Here is a 17088-nt window from a genome sequence, read left to right on the forward strand (position 1 = left end):
ACACCCCCCGGTTCGCTTCGCTCATCTGATCTCCTCCTCCCTGCTGGGCCGCAGCAGGGCCGGGTGCAGGAGCCGGGCGTCGCCCGCGCGGTAGAGGCGGGGCCGCGGGCCGCCCCGGCGGCCGCCGCGGTCGGACGTGGCGCCGGTGCTCTCCACGAACCCCGGGACGGACAGGACCTTGCGGTGGAAGTTTCCGGCGTGCAGCTCCTCGCCCCACACCGCCTCGTACACCGAGCGCAGTTCGGGGATGGTGAACTCGCCGTCGCAGAACGCCGTGGCGAGCGGGGTGTACTCCAGCTTCCCGCGGGCCCGCTCCAGCCCGTCCGACAGGATCCGCGCGTGGTCGAACGCCAGCCGGCGGGTGGTGCCGGGGCGCTGGCGCCCCGAGTCGGCCAGGCCCAGCGCGTCCACCGGCGACCACGCGGCGTCGGCCGCGTCGCCGCCCGCCTCGGGGTCCGGCAGTTCGGGCGCGAACGCCAGGTAGGCGACGGAGATGACGCGCATCCGCGGGTCGCGGCCGGGGGAGCCGTAGGTCCCGAGCTGCTCCAGGTGGACCCGGCCGAGCGCGCCGCCCTTGGCGCTGAGCCCGGTCTCCTCGGCCAGCTCCCGGACGGCCGCGTCGGGCAGGTCCTCGGCGTCGGTTCCCTGGAGCGGGCCGCCCGCCTGGACGAAGCCGCCGGGCAGCGCCCACATCCCCTCGTAGGGGGCGTTCCCCCGCCGCACGAGCAGGACGTGGAGGGCGCCGTCGCGGATGGTGAGGGCGACCACGTCCACCGTCACGGCGACCGGGTCGTAGTCGCGCGGGTCGTAGTTCGCGAGGAAGTCGCTCTCGTCGCGCCTCGGCTCCGGGCCCATCCGCCCGCCTCCCGTCGATCTCGGATTGAGTAAGTCTCAAGTTGAGTTCATCTCTGTATGAGAAGAACATAACCCGGGCGGGGTCCGCTGTCCAGTCCCTTCCTCCGGAGACGAGACGAGGGCGCCGCCCCGGGGAGGGGGCGGCGCCCTGAGTCGTTCGGCGGGCCCGTCGTTCAGCGGGCCGGGTTTGGGCGGAACTTCACAAAACAGAAGTTCTGCGGTGCGGCCTCAGCGGCGGTGGCGGCCGCCGTGCGGCGGCTCCTGGTGCTCCCCGCTCTGACCGCTCCCGCCCTGCGGGCCGTACGGGTCCGAGGTGCCCGGATCGAGCGTGTACGGATCGAGGGTGTACGGATCGTCGGAGCGGGCGGAGGGGTACCGCTCCGGGGCGCGCTCGCCGGGATGGCGGGGGTCGCGGGCGAACTGGCCGCCCGGCTGCCGTCCCGTCGAGTACCGGCCGGTCGGGTAGGGGCTCTCGGGCGCTCCGGGGCGCCGTTCGGCGGGCCAGGTCCCGGTCCCGTAGGGCCCGGGGGAGGAGTGGACGTCCCGCGGGCCGGGCGGAGGCGCCATGTGCGGAGACGGTGCCATGCCGGGCTGGGGTGTCATACCGGGCGGGGGCGCCATGCCGGGCGGCGGGGCCGGGGCCAGCCGCGCGGCGGGCGGGCGCTCGGGCGGCGCGTCCAGGAGGAGCTTCATCTGGCTCTTGCGGCGCCCGTAGACCAGGTAGAGGACGAGCCCGACGCCCATCCAGACGGCGAAGTACCCCCAGGTCTGGACGTTCAGGTTCAGCATCAGCCAGCCCACCGCGACGATCGCCACGAGGACGACCAGCGGCGCCGCCGGCATCCGGAAGGGGCGGTGCAGGTCGGGCCGGGAGCGGCGCAGCGCCAGCACCGCCGCCGCGACGAACAGGAACGCGAACAGGGTGCCGATCACGACGAGCTGCTCCAGCGTGAGCACGTCGACCGTCTGCGACATGACGATCGCCGCGCCGCCGGCGACGAGCGTGGCGCGGGACGGCACCTTGTAGCGGCTCATCGCGGCCAGGGGGCGCGGCAGCAGGCCGTCGCGCGAGATGGAGAACACCACCCGGGTCAGGCTGATCATCAGCACCAGGATCACGGTGGTCAGCGCGAGCATCGCGCCCACGTCGACGATCTTGCCCATCGCGCCCGCGCCGACCGAGTCGAAGGCCGCGGCGAGCAGCAGCTTGTCGGGGTTGAGCTTGGCGATGCCGTCCATCCCCATCATGCCGACCAGCGCGAACGCCACGGCCACGTACAGCACGATCGCGGTGACCAGGGCGGTGATGATCCCGCGCGGGACCTTGCGGGGCGCGTCGTCGGTCTCCTCCGAGGCCGTCGCGATCAGGTCGAACCCGATGTAGGCGAAGGCGATCGCGGGCGCCGCCGCGAGCATGCCCCAGGTCCCGAACACGTGCGGGGTGCCGCCGCCGACGGCGCCGAGCACGGCGTCCAGCACCGTCTTGTCGCCCGCGGGCGCGGGCTGCGAGGGCGGCAGGAAGGGGGTGAGGTTGCCGGGGTGGAAGAACTTCAGCGCGGTCGCGATGACGAGCCCGATCACGATGACCTTGGCCAGCACCATGAACCACAGCGTCTTCAGGCTCATCCGGCTGCCGCCGGCGAGCATCAGGACGACCAGCAGCAGGATGCCGAGCGCGAACACGTCCGGCCCCTTCTGCTGGCCGATCAGGTCGCCGAGCCCGCTCGGGATCGGCACCCCGAAGTCGTGCAGCGCCTGCGTCGCGTAGAGGGACCACACCCGGGCGAGCACCGACGCGGCCAGCAGCAGCTCCATGATCAGGGCCCAGCCGACGACCCACGCCCAGATCTCGCCGAACGCGACGTAGGCGAAGGAGTACGCGCTGCCCGCGACCGGGATGATCGAGGAGAGCTCGGCGAAGGCGAGCGCCGCCAGCACGCACACCCCGCCCGCGATGAGGAACGACACGAGCACGCCGGGCCCCGCCGTGGAGGACGCCTGCTCGCCGGCGATCTTGAAGATGCCGGATCCGATCATGACGCCGAGGCCGAGCACGACGAGGTCGCGGGTCCGGTACACCACGCGGAGCCGGTGCCGGCCGCCGTAGAGCCGGCCGGTCGCCTGCTCGACCGGCAGCCGGCGGAACATGTTGTTGCGCATGCGCATGTCCAAGGTCATAGGTGATCCCCCAGGCCTGAACCCGCGCCGCTGTTCGCGAGGTGACGGCTTGCTGAAGTCCCTAAGAATTCACCAAGTATGGGCAAAATAGCAACGTTTTGTGGGTGATTAGTGTGGTCAGGCGGTTGTCGGATCCTGCCAACCCCCGCAGGTCGGCGACGTGTCGCAGCGGATCCCTCACGCTCGGCACAGGGAGACCGAATCCCTTTCTGGTGGAGCGTTCCGAGCGAATACGCCTCATTTCCAATGGAGAAAGCGCTTAATGATCTTTGTTGCGCGCGGCCTTCCGGGACCGGGCGCGACCGGGGTCGGCCGGTGCGGACGCTGGCGCGGGCCGAAGATCGATGGCACCGTAGGGGCGCCGCGTTCGTCTGGAGGTCCGGTGTTGCGCTCCCCGTCGCCCTCGCACACGTCCCCGCCTCGCCCGCCGGCGCCGCCGGGACGATCGCGGATCCGCCGCCGCACGGCCGCCGTGGCCGCCCTGGCGACCGCCGCGTCCCTCACCGTCCCCGCCGCGGCGGGCGCCGCGCCCGTCCCGAGGCCCGCGCCGGCCCCGCCGGCCAAGCAGGCGGTCGCGACCGGATTCGGCGGCGCGGTCTCCACCGTCGACCCGGAGGCCAGCCGGACGGCGCTGGAGGTCCTCAAGCGAGGCGGCAACGCGATGGACGCGGCGGTCGCGTCCGCCGCGACGCTCGGGGTCACCGAGCCGTACGTGTCGGCCATCGGCGGCGGCGGCTTCATCACGTACTACGACGCCAGGACGCGCCGCGTGTACGCGCTCGACGGCCGCGAGTTCGCGCCGCGGCGGATGCGCCAGGACTCCTTCCTCGACCCCGCGACGGGCAAGCCGCTGCCGTTCGACCAGGCCGTCACCAGCGGCCTGAGCGTCGGCGTGCCCGGCACGCTCGCCCAGTGGGACCTCGCCCTGCGCCGGTTCGGCAGCCGCGACCTCGGCGCCCTGCTGCGCCCGGCGATCAGGGTCGCGGACCGCGGCTTCGTCGTCGACCAGGAGTTCCACGACCAGACCGCGGTGAACGAGGCGCGCTTCCGCGACATCGTCCCGACCCGCGAGCTGTTCCTGCCCGGCGGGAAGGTGCCCGAGGTCGGCTCGGTGTTCCGCAACCCCGACCTCGCCGGCACCTACCGGGAGCTGGCGAGGCGCGGCACCGGCTGGTTCTACGAGGGCGGGCTCGGCAAGGAGATCGTCAGGACGGTCGCCCGGCCGCCGGTGGACCCGAAGGCGACCCGCGAGGTCCGCCCGGGCCTGATGGAGCGCGGCGACCTCGACACCTACCGGGCGGTGCCGCGCAAGCCCACCCACGTCCCCTACCGGGGGACGGACGTGTACGGCATGCCGCCGTCGTCGTCCGGGGGCTCCACGGTCGGCGAGGCGCTCAACATCCTCGGCAACTTCCGGCTCGACCCGCGCGACCCCGTCACGGCCCTGCACTACTACCTGGAGGCGTCCAAGCTCGCCTACGCCGACCGCGGCCGCTACGTCGGCGACGCCGACAAGGTGGACGTGCCGCTGGAGGAGCTGCTGTCCTCCGGGTTCGCCCGCGAGCGCGCCTGCCAGATCAGGCCGGACCAGGCGGCGGCCGCGCCGGTCGCCCCCGGCTCGCCCGACGGCCGCTACGAGCCGTGCGTCCCGCCGGGCACCCAGACCAGGGCGCTGGCGTTCGAGGGCCCGCAGACCACCCACCTCGTCGTCGCCGACAAGTGGGGGAACGTCGTGTCCTACACGCTGTCGATCGAGCAGTTCGGGGGCAGCGGCATCACCGTGCCGGGGCGCGGGTTCCTGCTGAACAACGAGCTGACCGACTTCTCCTTCCAGCCGCCGGCGCCCGGCCAGGCTCCCGACCCGAACCTGCCCGGCCCGCACAAGCGGCCGCGCAGCAGCATGGCGCCGACCCTGGTGCTCGTGGACGGGCGCCCGCGGCTCGCCGTCGGCACGCCCGGCGGCTCGACGATCATCACCACCGTGCTGCAGATCCTGGTGAACCGCATCGACCTCGGCATGGACCTGCCCGCCGCGCTCGCCGCGCCGCGCGCCACGCAGCGCAACACCCCGCAGGTCTTCGCCGAGCAGGCGTTCATCGACCGGTACGGCCGCGACCTCGCCGCCCGCGGGCACCGGCTGGAGCTGTTCCCCGGTCCGCCGCGGGGCGTGATCGGCGCCGCGACCGGGCTGGAGTTCCTGCGGCCCGGGCTCGTCCAGGCGGTCGCCGAGCCGACACGGCGGGGCGGCGGCAGCGCGCTCGTCGTCCGTCCGGCCCGTTGACACTTGCCTACCCGGGGGCGTGCCCACCCGGCGAGCGGGAAGGAGTCGTGCCATGGCGCACTCATACGTGCAGGTGACGACCACGACCGACTCCCGCGCGGAGGCGGCCGAGCTGGCCCGCTCGGCGGTCGCCGAGCGGCTCGCGGCCTGCGCGCAGCTGGTGGGGCCGATCGCCAGCACCTACTGGTGGGAGGGGGAGATCGAGTCGGCCGAGGAGTGGATGGTGCTGTTCAAGACCTCCGCCGACCGGTTCGACGAGCTGGCCTCCCTGATCACCGAGGGGCACTCCTACGACACCCCGGAGATCATCGCGACGCCGGTGGTGGCGGGCAGCATGGACTACCTCGCCTGGATCACCGAGCAGACCGAGCCCGGGGAGCAGGACGAGGCGATCGCGGAGGACGACCGGGATTGATCGTGTGACGGCCGTCATGGCAGGGTAAGCCTTCGATTACGCGGCCCGGCGGCGCGCCCGGCCGCGACGGCGGAAGGCGGTCGGGATGCGCGAGGCCAGCGAGGAGAGGCCGGACCACGGCCTGTTCGGGCCGGGGTCGGTGACCTGGCATGTCATGGGCGAGCCCGTGCTGATCGTCGGCGGGATCCGGGCGCTGCTGCTCCAGGCCCTGCATCCGCGCACGATGTGGGGCACCGCGCAGAACTCCGAGCTCATGGACCCCGCCGCGGCGTGGGCGCGGCTCGTCCGGACGGTCGAGTTCGTCCGCGTCCGCACCTACGGCACGCACGAGGAGGTCGAGCGGGTGGGCCGCCGCGTCCGCCTGCTGCACTCCAAGCTGACCGGCCTCGACATGCGCACCGGCGAGACGTTCCCGGTCGACGACCCCGAGAACCTGCTGTGGGTCCACATGGGCGAGGTCGACTCCTACCTGGACGTGGCCCGCCGCGCCGGGGTGCCGCTGACCGCCCGCGACGCCGACGCGTTCGTGGACGAGCAGCGCCGCGCGGCCGCGGTCGTCGGCCTCGACCCGGCGGACGTGCCGGCCACCGTCGCGGACATGCGCGACTACTACGAGGGCATGCGGCGGCAGATCTTCGCCTGCCGGGAGGCGCGCGAGGGGCTGCGCCGCATGTTCAGCCCCGCCGTGCCGCGGCCGCTGCTGCCGCTCAAGCTCGCCGCGCCCGGCCTCGGCGTGCTGGTCGTGTCGACGCTGCCGCGCTGGGCGCGCCGCATGTACGGGCTGCCCGGGCTGCCGACCTCCGACCTGGCCGCGACCGTGACGCTGAAGGGCCTCTACCGGACCACGCAGGTCGTCCCGGAGCGGTTCCGGTACTCGCCGGACGCGCGGCGGGCCCGGCGCCTTACGCGCGAGCGCGAGACGGGCCAGGCCACCTGGTCGATCGCCTCCTGAATCACCCCATGGGGGGAGCGTCCGGGACGGAGTCGTGGTCGCGGGCGCCGTGACGGGGGAGGAGCAGCGCGGGCACGATCAGCACGGCGGTAAGGACGAGCGCGACCCAGAACGTGTGCGCGAACGCGTCGGCCAGCTTGGGCGCGAACTGCTCGCGGACCCGCTCGGGGATCTGCCCCATGCCGCTGGTGGCGCCGCCCCCGCCGCCGGCCGCCTGCGGGATGCGGTCGCTGATCTGCCGGGACAGGACGACGGCGAGCAGCGCCGTGCCGACCGACCCGCCGAGCTGGACGATGATGTTCAGCGTGCTGCTGGCGCGCGGGACGACCGCCCGGCCCAGCGTCGTCAGCGCCGCCGACATCGTGGGCATCATCGTGCAGCCGAGCCCGAGGCCCCGCACGTAGAGGGCGCCGCCGAGCAGCCAGTAGGGGGTGTCCGCGCCGACCGTCGCGAACGGGATGGTGCCGAGCACCAGGACGACGATGCCGACCGGGACGATCCGCCCGGCGCCGAGCTTGTCGGTGACCACCCCGGCGAGCGGCATCGCGGTCGCGGCGCCGAGGCCCTGGGGGGCGAGCAGCAGGCCCGCCGCGAGCGCCCCCTCGCCGCGGGCGATCTGGTAGTACAGCGGGATCAGCAGCATCGATCCCATCAGCGCGATGCCGACGAAGAACACCGCGGCGGCCGCGGTCGCGAACGTCCGGTCGGCGAACAGCCGCACGTCGATCAGCGCGCGCTCGCGGCGCTGGAGGCTGTGCAGCGCGAACAGGGCGACCAGGGCCACGCCGCCGGCCAGCCAGGCGATCGTGGCCGGGCGGCCGAAGCCGCCGCCGCTGCTCGCGGTGGACAGGCCGTAGATGAGCAGGACGAACCCGGGCGGCAGCAGGAGCAGCCCGCGCAGGTCGATCCCGGGCGCCGCGTGCTCCCCCCGGCCGTGCGGCACCTTCCACCACGCGAGCGCGAAGGCGAGCGCGCCGACGGGCAGGTTGACGAAGAAGATCCAGCGCCAGTCGACGTCCTGGACCAGCCACCCGCCGATGACGGGGCCGAGCACGGGCCCGAGCAGCATCGGGACGCCGACGATGCTCATGATGCGGCCCATCCGGCGCGGCCCGGCCGCCATCGTCAGGATGGCCATGCCGGTCGGCATGAGCATGCCGCCGCCGAGCCCCTGCACGACCCGGAAGACGATCAGCGACTCGATGTTCCAGGCCGCGCCCGACAGGGCCGACCCGAGGACGAAGAGCACGATGGAGGTCATCCACACGCGGCGCCCGCCGAACCGGTCGACGGCCCAGCCGGTGAGCGGGATGACGGTGCCCATCGCCAGCATGTAGCCGGTGATGACCCACTGGATCGTCGACAGTCCGGTGTCGAAGTCGCGGCCGAGCGTCTCCAGCGCGACGTTGACGATCGTGGTGTCGAGGATCGCCATGAGGGTGCCCGACACGATGACCAGGCCGAGGACGATCGTCTGCCGGTCGAGCCGTTCGCCGCCGCCGGCGCCGCCGGGTGGCGCCACTTTCGCGGCCGGGCTTTCGGTCATGGTGCGGCCCCCTCGCGTCGAGTCCCACCGCGGCTCCGACAGTTGCCCCGTGCCCCCGCCGGTCAAGGCGCGAAACGCCTTGAAGTTCAATATTTTGCAGTGCATCACGAAATGTGTTGAACTTCAAGGTATGTCCGAGGAAGGGTTCGGTGCCGACGCGTCGGTCGACGCCGACCTGGAGACGATGATCCAGCTCCTGGGCCGGCTCGTCCGCGGTCTGAAGGGCGGCCGCGAGGACGCCGAGGAGCTCATCGGCGAGGTGCGGGCGGCGGGGCTCGGCCCCCGGCACGTCCCGGCGCTGATGCAGCTGGTGCTGCACGGCCCGGTCCCCGTCGGCGTGCTCGCCGGGCACATGGCGCTGAGTCCGGCCACGGTCAGCCAGCTGGTCGGGGAACTGGAGCGGGGCGGCTTCGTCGAGCGGCGCCCGGACGAGCGGGACCGCCGGCGGATGATCATCAGCCTGAGCGAGCGGCACCGCGAGGCGACCGAGCGGTTCGCCTGGCGGCGGCTGCGGCCGCTGCGGGTCACGCTGGAGACGCTCGCACCCGAGGAGCGGGCGCCGTTCCTGCACGGCTGGCGCGTGCTCGTCGAGACCATGGAGCGCGCGGAGCCGGAGGACCCGCGGGAGCGGGACCCCGAGGGCGGCCGCCCGGGCGGGCGCCTCAGCCGCGGCGCATGAGCCGCCCGACGGCCGCCATCAGCTCGGTCGACATCGCCTCGCCCTTGCCCTCCTCGGCGCCCTCGGCCACGCAGTGCCGGACGTGCCCGTCCAGCAGGCCGAGCGCCACCTTGTCCAGCGCCGCCTGGACGGCGCTGATCTGGGTGAGGATGTCGATGCAGTAGCGGTCCTCCTCGACCATCCGGTCGATGCCGCGCACCTGGCCCTCGATGCGGGCGAGCCGCGTCTGCAGCTGGTCCTTCGTGGCGGTGTACCCGCGGGTGGGGGTCTCGCTGGTCGCCATCTCCGTCCTCGCAATCCGTCGGGGGCGCTCGCCCTGGGTACCCCTGGGGGACATCCCCCAACAGGTACCTTATGCGGTGGGAGGCCTCAGGGTGCGGGCACGTTCCACGCGCTGACGACCGGCCGGTCGTGCTCGGAGCCGAGGGCCGACACGGTCCCGGTGTCGAGCGCGAACAGCCGCCCGCGCGCGGGCTCCAGGCCCAGCCACCGTGCCGTCAGCACCCGCAGGACGTGGCCGTGCGCGACCAGCGCGACGTCGCCCCCGGCCAGCAGCGGCCGCGCCCGCGCGAGGACCGCGTCCGCCCGCGCGCCGACCTGCTCGACGGTCTCGCCCGGATGGTCGGCGTCGCCCGGGACCACGCCGTCGTCCCACAGGAACCAGCCCGGCCGCTCCTCGCGGATCGCCCGGGTGCTGACGCCCTCGTAGCCGCCGTAGTCCCACTCCCACAGGTCGGGGTCGATCTCGTCCGTCCGCATCCCGGCGAGCTCGGCGGTCCGCCGCGCCCGCTCCGCCGGGCTGACCAGCGTCCGCGCGAAGGTCCGCCCCGCCAGCGCGCCGCGCAGCGCGCGGGCCTGCTCCTCGCCCCGGGGGGTCAGCGGGAGGTCCGTCCGCCCCGTGTGCCGCCGCGCCCGGCTCCACTCGGTCTCGCCGTGCCGCACCAAGATCAGTTCACCCATGCCCGCCTGTCTACCCGGCGGGCCGCCTTCGAAGAACCCCCCGGAACGGTGAGAGGACGGGGGAGGGCGTCAGTCGAGGATCGAGGTGAGAGGGGTGCAGGGCAGGCCGTGGGCCTCGGCGACGTGGTCGTAGACCAGCGTGCCGGCGTGGACGTTGAGGCCGCGGGCGAGGGCGGCGTCGGCGCGCAGGGCCTGCCGCCAGCCCAGGTCGGCGATCTGGACGGCGTAGGGGAGCGTCACGCCGGTCAGGGCGTAGGTGGAGGTGTTGGGGACGGAACCGGGCATGTTCGCGACGCAGTAGAACGTCGAGCCGTGCACCCGGTAGGTGGGGTCGGCGTGCGTGGTGGGACGGGAGTCCTCGAAGCAGCCGCCCTGGTCGATGGCGATGTCCACCAGCACCGAGCCGCTCTTCATCCGGGCCACGAGCTCGTTGGAGATCAGCTTGGGCGCCCGCGCGCCCGGGATGAGCACGGCGCCGATGACGAGGTCGGCGGCGAGGGCCTGCTGCTCGACCGTGTACGCGCTGGACACCAGCGTCCGCAGGCGGCCCTGGTAGACGGCGTCGATCTCGCGCAGCCGGTCCACGTCGACGTCCAGGACGGTGACGTCCGCGCCCATGCCGACGGCGATCTGCGCGGCGTTGAGGCCGGACACGCCGCCGCCGATGACGACGACCTTGGCGGGCGCCACGCCGGGCACGCCGCCGGGCAGGACGCCGCGCCCCCCGTTGAACGACATCAGGTTGTAGGCGCCGACCTGCGGGGCGAGGCGTCCGGCGACCTCGGACATGGGGGCGAGCAGCGGCAGGGAGCGGTCCGGGAGCTGGACCGTCTCGTAGGCGATCGCGGTGACGCCGGCCGCCAGGAGCGCGTCGGTGCACTCGCGGGACGCGGCCAGGTGCAGGTAGGTGAACAGGATCTGGCCCTCGCGCATCCGGTGGTACTCGGGCGCGATCGGCTCCTTCACCTTGAGGATCAGCTCGCCCTCGGCCCAGACCTCGTCCGGGCCGTCGAGGATCTTGGCGCCCGCGGCGGCGAAGTCGTCGTCGGGGATCGCCGAGCCGGTCCCGGCGCCCCGCTCCACGAACACCTCGTGACCGTGCCGGGTGAGCTCGTGCGCCCCCGCCGGGGTGATCGCCACCCGGTACTCGTGGTTCTTGACCTCTCGCGGTACACCGATCTTCACCGGGAGCTCCTCCGTCAACGCTGACCAGGATGTACGCCTCCAGCGTGCGGGGCGGCGGCGATGCCCGGCTATGTGCACCATGTCAAGGCATCGGGCCTTTCGGCGACACTGTGTAAAGGAAGATCGGGGAGCGCGGCCGTTGGATCGGTCCGGGCTACGGGGCGCCCCGGGGGAGCCACTCGTCGGCGATCGCGACGGTCAGCTGCTCCAGGAGCGGGCCCGCGCGGCGGACGCGGCGCTCGTCGTCCGGCTCGATGTCGGCCAGCGCGTAGGCCGCCTGGATCCGCGCCTTGCGCAGTTGCTCGCCGGTGAGGCCCCGGCGGCCCGCCACCGCGACGACGGGCGCGCCCGCGCGGGCGGCGGCGCGGGCGACGTGGACGGGTGCGCTGCCGCGCAGCGACCGGGTGTCCAGGACGCCCTCCCCGGTGACGACCAGGCGCGCGCCGCGCGCCTTCTCCGCGAAGCCCAGCAGGTCGAGCATCAGGGCCGGGCCGGGCTCGATCGTCGCGCCGAGGAAGGTGAGCGCGGCGAACCCGACGCCGCCCGCCGTCCCTGCGCCGGGCAGGTCGCGAGCCGCCTTGCGGGCCGCCGCTTCGGCCAGGTCGGCCCACCGGCGCAGGCCCGCGTCCAGCAGCCGCACCTCGTCGCGGTTCGCGCCGCGGCGCGGCCCGTCCACCGCGGCGGCGCCGGTGCGGCCGAGCAGCGGCCCCGCGGAGTCGCCCGCCACCACCACCTCGATGCCCGACATGTCGGGTAGACCGCGCAGGTCGAGGGCGTGCAGCGAGCGCAGCGCCGCTCCGCCGGGCGGCAGGTCCTTGCCGAGCGCGTCCAGCAGCCGTCCCCCGAGCCCCTGGACGAGGCCCGCGCCGCCGTCGGTGCACGCGCCGCCGCCGAGGCCGAGGACGATCCGCCGCGCGCCGAGCCGGACGGCGTGCGCGAGCAGCTGCCCCGTGCCGAGGCTGGAGGCGGTGAGCGGGCGCGGGCGGCCGCCGGGCAGCCGCCGCAGCCCGGACGCCTCCGCCAGCTCGACCACCGCGCTGGCGCCGTTCAGCGCCAGCCGTGCCGTCACCGGCCGGCCGGTCGGCCCGCACACCTCGACCTCGACGCGCCGCCATCCGGCCGCCACCGCGGCCTCGACGGTGCCGTCGCCGCCGTCGGCCACGGGCAGCTCCACCAGCGCGACGCCGGGACGCGCGCGGCGGAGCCCGGCGGCGAGATGCCGCGCCGCCCGCGCCGCGGTCAGCGCTCCCGGGAACCTGTCAGGCGCCAGCAGGACGTGACCTGGCGGGGACGGGTGGGAGGGAGAGTCCGCGGACACCACAGCCACGCCTTTCACGCCGGGGGGTAAGGCCCTACCTTCTGCTTACGCCATGCCGGCACTATTTGACACCTGCAACCGCCTCCGAGACCTACAAACGGGCGAGTTCCGTCGCGGAGTGGTCACCCTGCGTCCGTGTTTCCCCGGAGTCCCCGGCGCGCGGGCGGTCGCGCGGGATCAGCCGACGCCGAGCCACTCCTCGATGGGGTGGATGGCGAAGAAGACCACGAACAGGGCGGCGACGATCCAGAGGGCGGGGGAGATCTCGCGCAGCTTCCCGCGCGTGGCCTTGATGACCACGTAGGCGACGATGCCCATCCCGAGGCCGGTGGTGATCGAGAAGGTGAAGGGCATCAGCACGATGGTGAGGAACGCCGGGATCGTGATCTCCAGGTCGTTCCAGTCGACCTTGGCGACCTGCGTCATCATCAGCGCGCCGACCACGACCAGGGCGGGCGCCGCCGCCTGCGCGGGGACGGTCGCCGCCAGCGGGGTGAGGAACAGCGTCACCGCGAACAGCGCGCCCGTGGCGATGTTGGCCAGGCCGGTCCGGGCGCCTTCGCCGACGCCCGCCGCCGACTCGACGAACACCGTGTTCGCCGACGAGCTGGTGAGCCCGCCGAACGCGGCGGACAGCCCGTCCACCGACAGGATCCGGCCGAGCCGCGGCACCTCGCCCTTCTCGCTCACCAAGCCCGCCTCGTCGCTGATGCCGAGGATCGTCCCCATCGCGTCGAAGAACCCCGACAGCACCAGCGTGAACAGCACGACCAGCGCGGTGATCACTCCCGCCCGGGCGAACCCGCCGAACAGTGAGATCTGCCCGAACAGCCCGAAGTCGGGGGCGGCGAACAGCTTCTCGGGCATGTTCGGGGTGACCACACCCCAGCCGCCCTTCCTGACGGAGGCGTTCTCCTGGATGATCACGGCCCCGACCGTCCCGGCGACGATGCTGATCAGGATCGCGCCCGGCACCCGCCGCACGTACAGGATGATCATCAGCACCAGGGTCCCCGCGAAGACCAGCGCCGGCCACGTCTCCAGCCGGCCGCCGGTGCCGAGGGACAGCGGCGGGCTCGTGGCGCTGGAGGTGACGAACCCGGCGTCGTAGAGGCCGACCAGCGCGATGAACGCGCCGATCCCGACCGCGATCGCGTGCTTGAGCGCCAGCGGGATCGAGTTCATGATCCGCTCGCGCACCCCGGTGAGCGCCAGCAGCACGATGACCACGCCCTCGATCACCACGAGGCCCATCGCCTGCGGCCAGGTCATCACCGGCGCCGCCTGGAAGGCCACGACCGCGTTGATGCCGAGGCCCGCGGCGAGCGCCAGCGGCGCGTTCCCGACCAGGCCCATGATCACGGTGGTGACGGCGGCGGACAGCGCCGTCATCGTGGTCAGCTGCGGGATCGACAGGGTCGCGTCGTTGACGTCCTTCGCCCCGCCGAGGATGAGCGGGTTCAGCAGGATGATGTAGGCCATCGCGAAGAACGTGGTCACGCCGCCGCGCAGCTCGCGCGGGACGGTGGTGCCGCGCGCGGTGAGTTCGAACAGCCGCTCCAGCGGCCCGCGCCCGCTCGCCGGTGGTGAATCGTCGGCCGCTTCGGCCTGGGTCTTGGACATGACGGGCGCTCCGCTTTCAGCAGCATGGTGTTCGGAAACGGCGTGCACAGGGTAGCCGTCCGAGGCCCGGGTGAGGCCAGGGGGCCGCGTGAAGAGAGGGCGGCGGGACGTGATTCGCGGCCTTCGCAGCGTGACGGGGGTGATGTGCCGCCTATAGCCTGCCCTGGTGCGAATGCGAGACTCCGCCGGGGCGACCGCCCTGGACTCCTACGCGTGGTTGCTGGCGTCCGTCCCGGAGCGGACGCGCTCGTCCTTCCGCGCGCGGATGCTCGGCCCCCTGGAGGAGTACGACAGCACCAGGCAGGCCGATCTCGTGCACACGCTGGAGGTCTTCCTGTCCTGCTCGGGCTCCTGGAGCCGCACCGCGACGCGGCTGCACGTCCATGTGAACACGCTTCGGTACCGAATCCGGCGAATCGAGGACCTCACCGGCCGGGACCTCGGCAGACTTGAAGACCGAGTCGACTTCTTCCTCGCCCTGCGCGCGGCGAGCACCTTGTAGGCGGTGGTCAAACGATGGATCGGGAGACACTGGGGCAGCGCATTCGCGCCCTGCGGATCCGGCAGGGCGTGAGCCAGGCGCAGCTCGCCTTCCCCGAGCTGTCCGACAGCTACATCTCGCTGATCGAGAGCGACAAGCGGGTCCCGGCGCCGAGCGTCGTCGACCTGCTGGCGGCGAAGCTGAACTGCTCGGCGACCTACCTCGTCAGCGGCGTCAGCGAGGACGTCGTGGACGAGCTGCGCGTCACCCTCGACTACGCCGAGATCGCGCTCAGCAACGGCGCGGCGGCCGAGGCGCGGACCCGGTTCGCCGAGGTGCTCGCGAGCGCCGACGCGGTCGCCCTCCCCGAGATGCTGCACCAGGCCCGCTGGGGCCACGCGCTCGCGCTGGAGGCAGCGGGCGAGCTGGAGGAGGCGATCGCCGAGCTGACGGCGCTGACCGGGCAGGCGTCCGCCGAGGCCGACCTCGACCACTGGGCCAAGGTGCACGTCGCGCTGAGCCGCTGCCTGCGCGAGCGCGGCGACATCAGCGCGGGCGTGGAGGCCGCCGAGACCGCGCTGCGGCACCTCGTCGCCACCGGCGCCGACTCCACCGACGCCGCCGTGGACCTCGGCGCGGCGCTGCTGTCGGCGTTCATCGAGCGCGGCGACCTCGTCCGGGCCCGCCAGCTCGCCGCCCAGCTCGTCGAGCGCGCCGAGCGGATCGGCAGCCCCCGCGCCCGCATGGTCGCCTACTGGGAGGCCGCCTACGTCGCGGAGATCCGCGGCGAGTACGACGAGGGCGTCGCGCTCGCCGAGCGGGCCCTGATGCTGGCCGGCGACGGCGAGGACCCCCGCAACCTCAACCGGCTCCGCGTCATCTACGCGGGGCTGCTGCTGCGGGCCAAGCCCGACCAGGCCGACCGCGCGCGCGAGCTGCTCGCCCGGGTGCGCGGCGAGATCAGCGCCAGCTCCTCCGGCGAGATCGACGTGGCCTGGTGCCTGACCGAGCTGGCCCGCGCGGAGACCGCGCTCGGCCGTCCCGCCGAGGCGGTGGCGCTCGCCGAGGAGGCCCTGGACCTGCTCGGGGACGCCCCGCGCCGCGCCACCGCCGGGGCGCTGACCGTGCTCGGCGAGGCATCGGTGCGGCTCGGCCGGCACGACCGCGCGGTCGAGGTGCTGACCCGGGCCGCGACCTGCCTGGAGGAGATGGAGTCCTCACGGGAGGCCGCGCAGGCGTGGTTCGACCTCGCCGAGGTGCTGGCCGGGACGGGGACCTGCGACGGGCCCCGGATGGCCGCCTACCGCCGCGCCCTGACCTGCGTGGGGGTCTGATCGGACCGTTCCGGCCGAACCGTTTCGCGTGCCGCCGCGTCCATGAATAATGCTGCGGTCGGCGTGAGATGGGGGAGTTAGTCGTGTTCGGTGTTGTCAGACCTTGCCGTCATGTTCTGTGCGGGTCGCTGTTCAAGGACTGGATGGCCCACCTGTGCGGGCTGTGCCTGACGCTGCGGGCCGAGCACGGCCAGGCCTCCCGGCTCGTCACCAACTACGACGGGCTGCTCGTGTCGGTGCTGGTGGAGGCGCAGGCTCCGGAGCTGTCGCCGCGCCGTAAGGCCGGACCGTGCGCCCTGCGCGGGATGAAGACGGCCGAGGTCGTCACGGCGCGGGCGCAGGGCGCGCAGCTCGCCGCGGCCGCGTCCCTGCTGCTCGCCGCCGGCAAGACGCGCGACCACGTGGCCGACGGCGACGGGCCCTACGCGCGCCGGCTCGTCGCGGCCGCGGCCGGGCGGATGGCCGACCGGTGGGACGCCGCGGGCGGCCGCACGGGCGCCGCCGTCGGGTTCGACCCCGCGGTGCTTCGCGACGCCGTCGCCCGGCAGCCGCTCCTGGAGGCGGCCCCCGGCCTCGGGCTGCTGGACCTGACCGAGCCGACCGAGACGGCCGTCGCCGCGGTGTTCGCGCACACGGCCGTCCTCGCGGGCCGGGAGGGCAACGCCGAGACGCTCGCCGAGGCGGGCCGCTTCTTCGGGCGCCTCGCCCACCTCATCGACGCCGTCGAGGACCTCGCCGAGGACGAGGAGGCCGGCGCGTACAACCCGCTCCTGGCGACCGGCACCACCCTCGACGAGGCCCGCCGGCACGCCGACGGCGCGCTGCACGGGCTGCGGCTCGCGCTCGCCGAGCTGGAGCTGGAGAGGCCGCGCCTCGTCCGGGCCCTGCTGGACCGCGAGGCGGGCCGCTCGGTCGAGCGCGCCTTCGCCGCTCCGGCGGAGCTGTCCAGGCGGGGGCCGCGGCCGCCGCGCCCCGGCTGGCCGGTCCCGTGCTTCACCGGAACGCTGGTCTGCGCCACCTGCGGGATCTTCCAGCCCGAGTGGAGCGACCACCACGGCGACTCGTGCGACGACCGCTGCTGGTGCACCCGGCACCTCGACGGCTGCGACGGCGGCGGCTGCGACGGGAGCTGCTGCGACTGCTGCAACTGCTGTGACTGCTGCGACTCGTGCGACTGCTGCGACTGCGACTGCGGGTGCAACTGACCGGCGCCGTTCCTCCCGGGCCGCGCCGTCGCGCGACCCGGGACGTGCCATGGCGGAGGGCTCAGTAGGGTAGACG

Annotated in this window: 14 protein-coding genes and 1 pseudogene; 7 read left to right on the forward strand and 8 right to left on the reverse strand. The window is 73.9% G+C overall.

Translation table 11 applies throughout. The features are described 5' to 3' along the window. Positions 1-21: 21 nt before the first annotated feature. Positions 22-855, reverse strand: a complete 834-nt coding sequence (locus AB0C69_RS04795; protein ID WP_345174594.1) for an NUDIX hydrolase — start codon at positions 853-855, stop codon at positions 22-24. Between the two features lie 228 nt (positions 856-1083). Then, positions 1084-3033, reverse strand: coding sequence for an amino acid permease (locus tag AB0C69_RS04800; protein ID WP_360349821.1), 1950 nt, complete (start codon positions 3031-3033; stop codon positions 1084-1086). Between the two features lie 382 nt (positions 3034-3415). Between AB0C69_RS04800 and ggt the strand changes: the two genes are divergently transcribed. The 3 genes from ggt (at position 3416) to AB0C69_RS04815 (ending at position 6681) form a co-directional block, all read left to right on the forward strand. Then, entirely contained in the window at positions 3416-5314 is a 1899-nt protein-coding gene (gene ggt, locus AB0C69_RS04805; protein ID WP_360349824.1) for a gamma-glutamyltransferase, read from the forward strand. Positions 5315-5366: 52 nt separating this feature from the next. Further along, entirely contained in the window at positions 5367-5729 is a 363-nt protein-coding gene (gene cutA / locus AB0C69_RS04810; RefSeq protein ID WP_360349827.1) for a divalent-cation tolerance protein CutA, read from the forward strand. 85 nt (positions 5730-5814) lie between these two features. Further along, entirely contained in the window at positions 5815-6681 is an 867-nt protein-coding gene (locus AB0C69_RS04815; RefSeq protein ID WP_360349830.1) for an oxygenase MpaB family protein, read from the forward strand. A gap of 1 nt (position 6682) precedes the next feature. On the opposite strand, the gene AB0C69_RS04820 is transcribed toward AB0C69_RS04815, so the two are convergent. Further along, the gene (locus AB0C69_RS04820; protein WP_353835703.1) at positions 6683-8227 is read right to left on the reverse strand and encodes a DHA2 family efflux MFS transporter permease subunit; all 1545 of its coding nucleotides are present in this window, start codon (positions 8225-8227) and stop codon (positions 6683-6685) included. Between the two features lie 130 nt (positions 8228-8357). On the opposite strand from AB0C69_RS04820, the gene AB0C69_RS04825 reads away from it, so the two are divergent. Beyond that, positions 8358-8906: a MarR family transcriptional regulator gene (locus AB0C69_RS04825; protein WP_360349833.1), complete on the forward strand. Its 549-nt coding sequence runs from the start codon at positions 8358-8360 to the stop codon at positions 8904-8906. Here the strand turns inward: AB0C69_RS04825 and AB0C69_RS04830 are convergent. The 5 genes from AB0C69_RS04830 to AB0C69_RS04850 all read right to left on the reverse strand — a co-directional run bounded on the left by AB0C69_RS04830 (position 8890) and on the right by AB0C69_RS04850 (position 13992). Next, positions 8890-9189, reverse strand: coding sequence for a metal-sensitive transcriptional regulator (locus AB0C69_RS04830; RefSeq protein ID WP_089312530.1), 300 nt, complete (start codon positions 9187-9189; stop codon positions 8890-8892). The genes AB0C69_RS04825 and AB0C69_RS04830 overlap by 17 nt on opposite strands. An 86-nt stretch (positions 9190-9275) precedes the next feature. Then, complete coding sequence (locus tag AB0C69_RS04835; RefSeq protein ID WP_345174610.1) at positions 9276-9866, reverse strand: histidine phosphatase family protein; 591 nt, start codon at positions 9864-9866, stop codon at positions 9276-9278. 69 nt (positions 9867-9935) lie between these two features. Beyond that, entirely contained in the window at positions 9936-11051 is a 1116-nt protein-coding gene (gene ald / locus AB0C69_RS04840) for an alanine dehydrogenase (RefSeq protein ID WP_345174612.1), read from the reverse strand. A gap of 154 nt (positions 11052-11205) precedes the next feature. Next, positions 11206-12369: a glycerate kinase gene (locus AB0C69_RS04845; RefSeq protein ID WP_360349838.1), complete on the reverse strand. Its 1164-nt coding sequence runs from the start codon at positions 12367-12369 to the stop codon at positions 11206-11208. A 177-nt stretch (positions 12370-12546) separates the two neighbouring features. Next, positions 12547-13992 (reverse strand): NCS2 family permease, encoded by a 1446-nt coding sequence (locus tag AB0C69_RS04850; RefSeq protein ID WP_360349841.1) that lies wholly within the window; start codon positions 13990-13992, stop codon positions 12547-12549. A gap of 184 nt (positions 13993-14176) precedes the next feature. Here AB0C69_RS04850 and AB0C69_RS04855 point away from each other — a divergent pair. The 3 genes and pseudogenes from AB0C69_RS04855 to AB0C69_RS04865 form a co-directional block, all read left to right on the forward strand. Continuing rightward, positions 14177-14494, forward strand: a pseudogene (locus AB0C69_RS04855) (helix-turn-helix domain-containing protein); the annotation flags it as partial. A gap of 14 nt (positions 14495-14508) precedes the next feature. Then, on the forward strand, positions 14509-15807 hold the full coding sequence (locus AB0C69_RS04860) for a tetratricopeptide repeat protein (protein WP_345174620.1): 1299 nt from the start codon (positions 14509-14511) through the stop codon (positions 15805-15807). Positions 15808-15890: 83 nt separating this feature from the next. Next, entirely contained in the window at positions 15891-17012 is a 1122-nt protein-coding gene (locus AB0C69_RS04865; RefSeq protein ID WP_360349844.1) for a DUF5685 family protein, read from the forward strand. Positions 17013-17088: the final 76 nt, after the last annotated feature.

This window comes from Actinomadura sp. NPDC048032, from assembly GCF_040653175.1.
Taxonomy (GTDB): domain Bacteria; phylum Actinomycetota; class Actinomycetes; order Streptosporangiales; family Streptosporangiaceae; genus Spirillospora; species Spirillospora verrucosospora.

What these genes read in the sequence shown, in the direction of transcription:
- AB0C69_RS04795 (WP_345174594.1), bottom strand. Translation starts at nt 855, where the DNA reads ATGGGCCCGGAGCCGAGGCGCGACGAGAGCGACTTCCTCGCGAACTAC.
- AB0C69_RS04800 (WP_360349821.1), bottom strand. Translation starts at nt 3,033, where the DNA reads ATGACCTTGGACATGCGCATGCGCAACAACATGTTCCGCCGGCTGCCG.
- cutA (WP_360349827.1), top strand. Translation starts at nt 5,367, where the DNA reads ATGGCGCACTCATACGTGCAGGTGACGACCACGACCGACTCCCGCGCG.
- AB0C69_RS04815 (WP_360349830.1), top strand. Translation starts at nt 5,815, where the DNA reads ATGCGCGAGGCCAGCGAGGAGAGGCCGGACCACGGCCTGTTCGGGCCG.
- AB0C69_RS04820 (WP_353835703.1), bottom strand. Translation starts at nt 8,227, where the DNA reads ATGACCGAAAGCCCGGCCGCGAAAGTGGCGCCACCCGGCGGCGCCGGC.
- AB0C69_RS04825 (WP_360349833.1), top strand. Translation starts at nt 8,358, where the DNA reads ATGTCCGAGGAAGGGTTCGGTGCCGACGCGTCGGTCGACGCCGACCTG.
- AB0C69_RS04830 (WP_089312530.1), bottom strand. Translation starts at nt 9,189, where the DNA reads ATGGCGACCAGCGAGACCCCCACCCGCGGGTACACCGCCACGAAGGAC.
- AB0C69_RS04835 (WP_345174610.1), bottom strand. Translation starts at nt 9,866, where the DNA reads ATGGGTGAACTGATCTTGGTGCGGCACGGCGAGACCGAGTGGAGCCGG.
- AB0C69_RS04850 (WP_360349841.1), bottom strand. Translation starts at nt 13,992, where the DNA reads ATGTCCAAGACCCAGGCCGAAGCGGCCGACGATTCACCACCGGCGAGC.
- AB0C69_RS04860 (WP_345174620.1), top strand. Translation starts at nt 14,509, where the DNA reads ATGGATCGGGAGACACTGGGGCAGCGCATTCGCGCCCTGCGGATCCGG.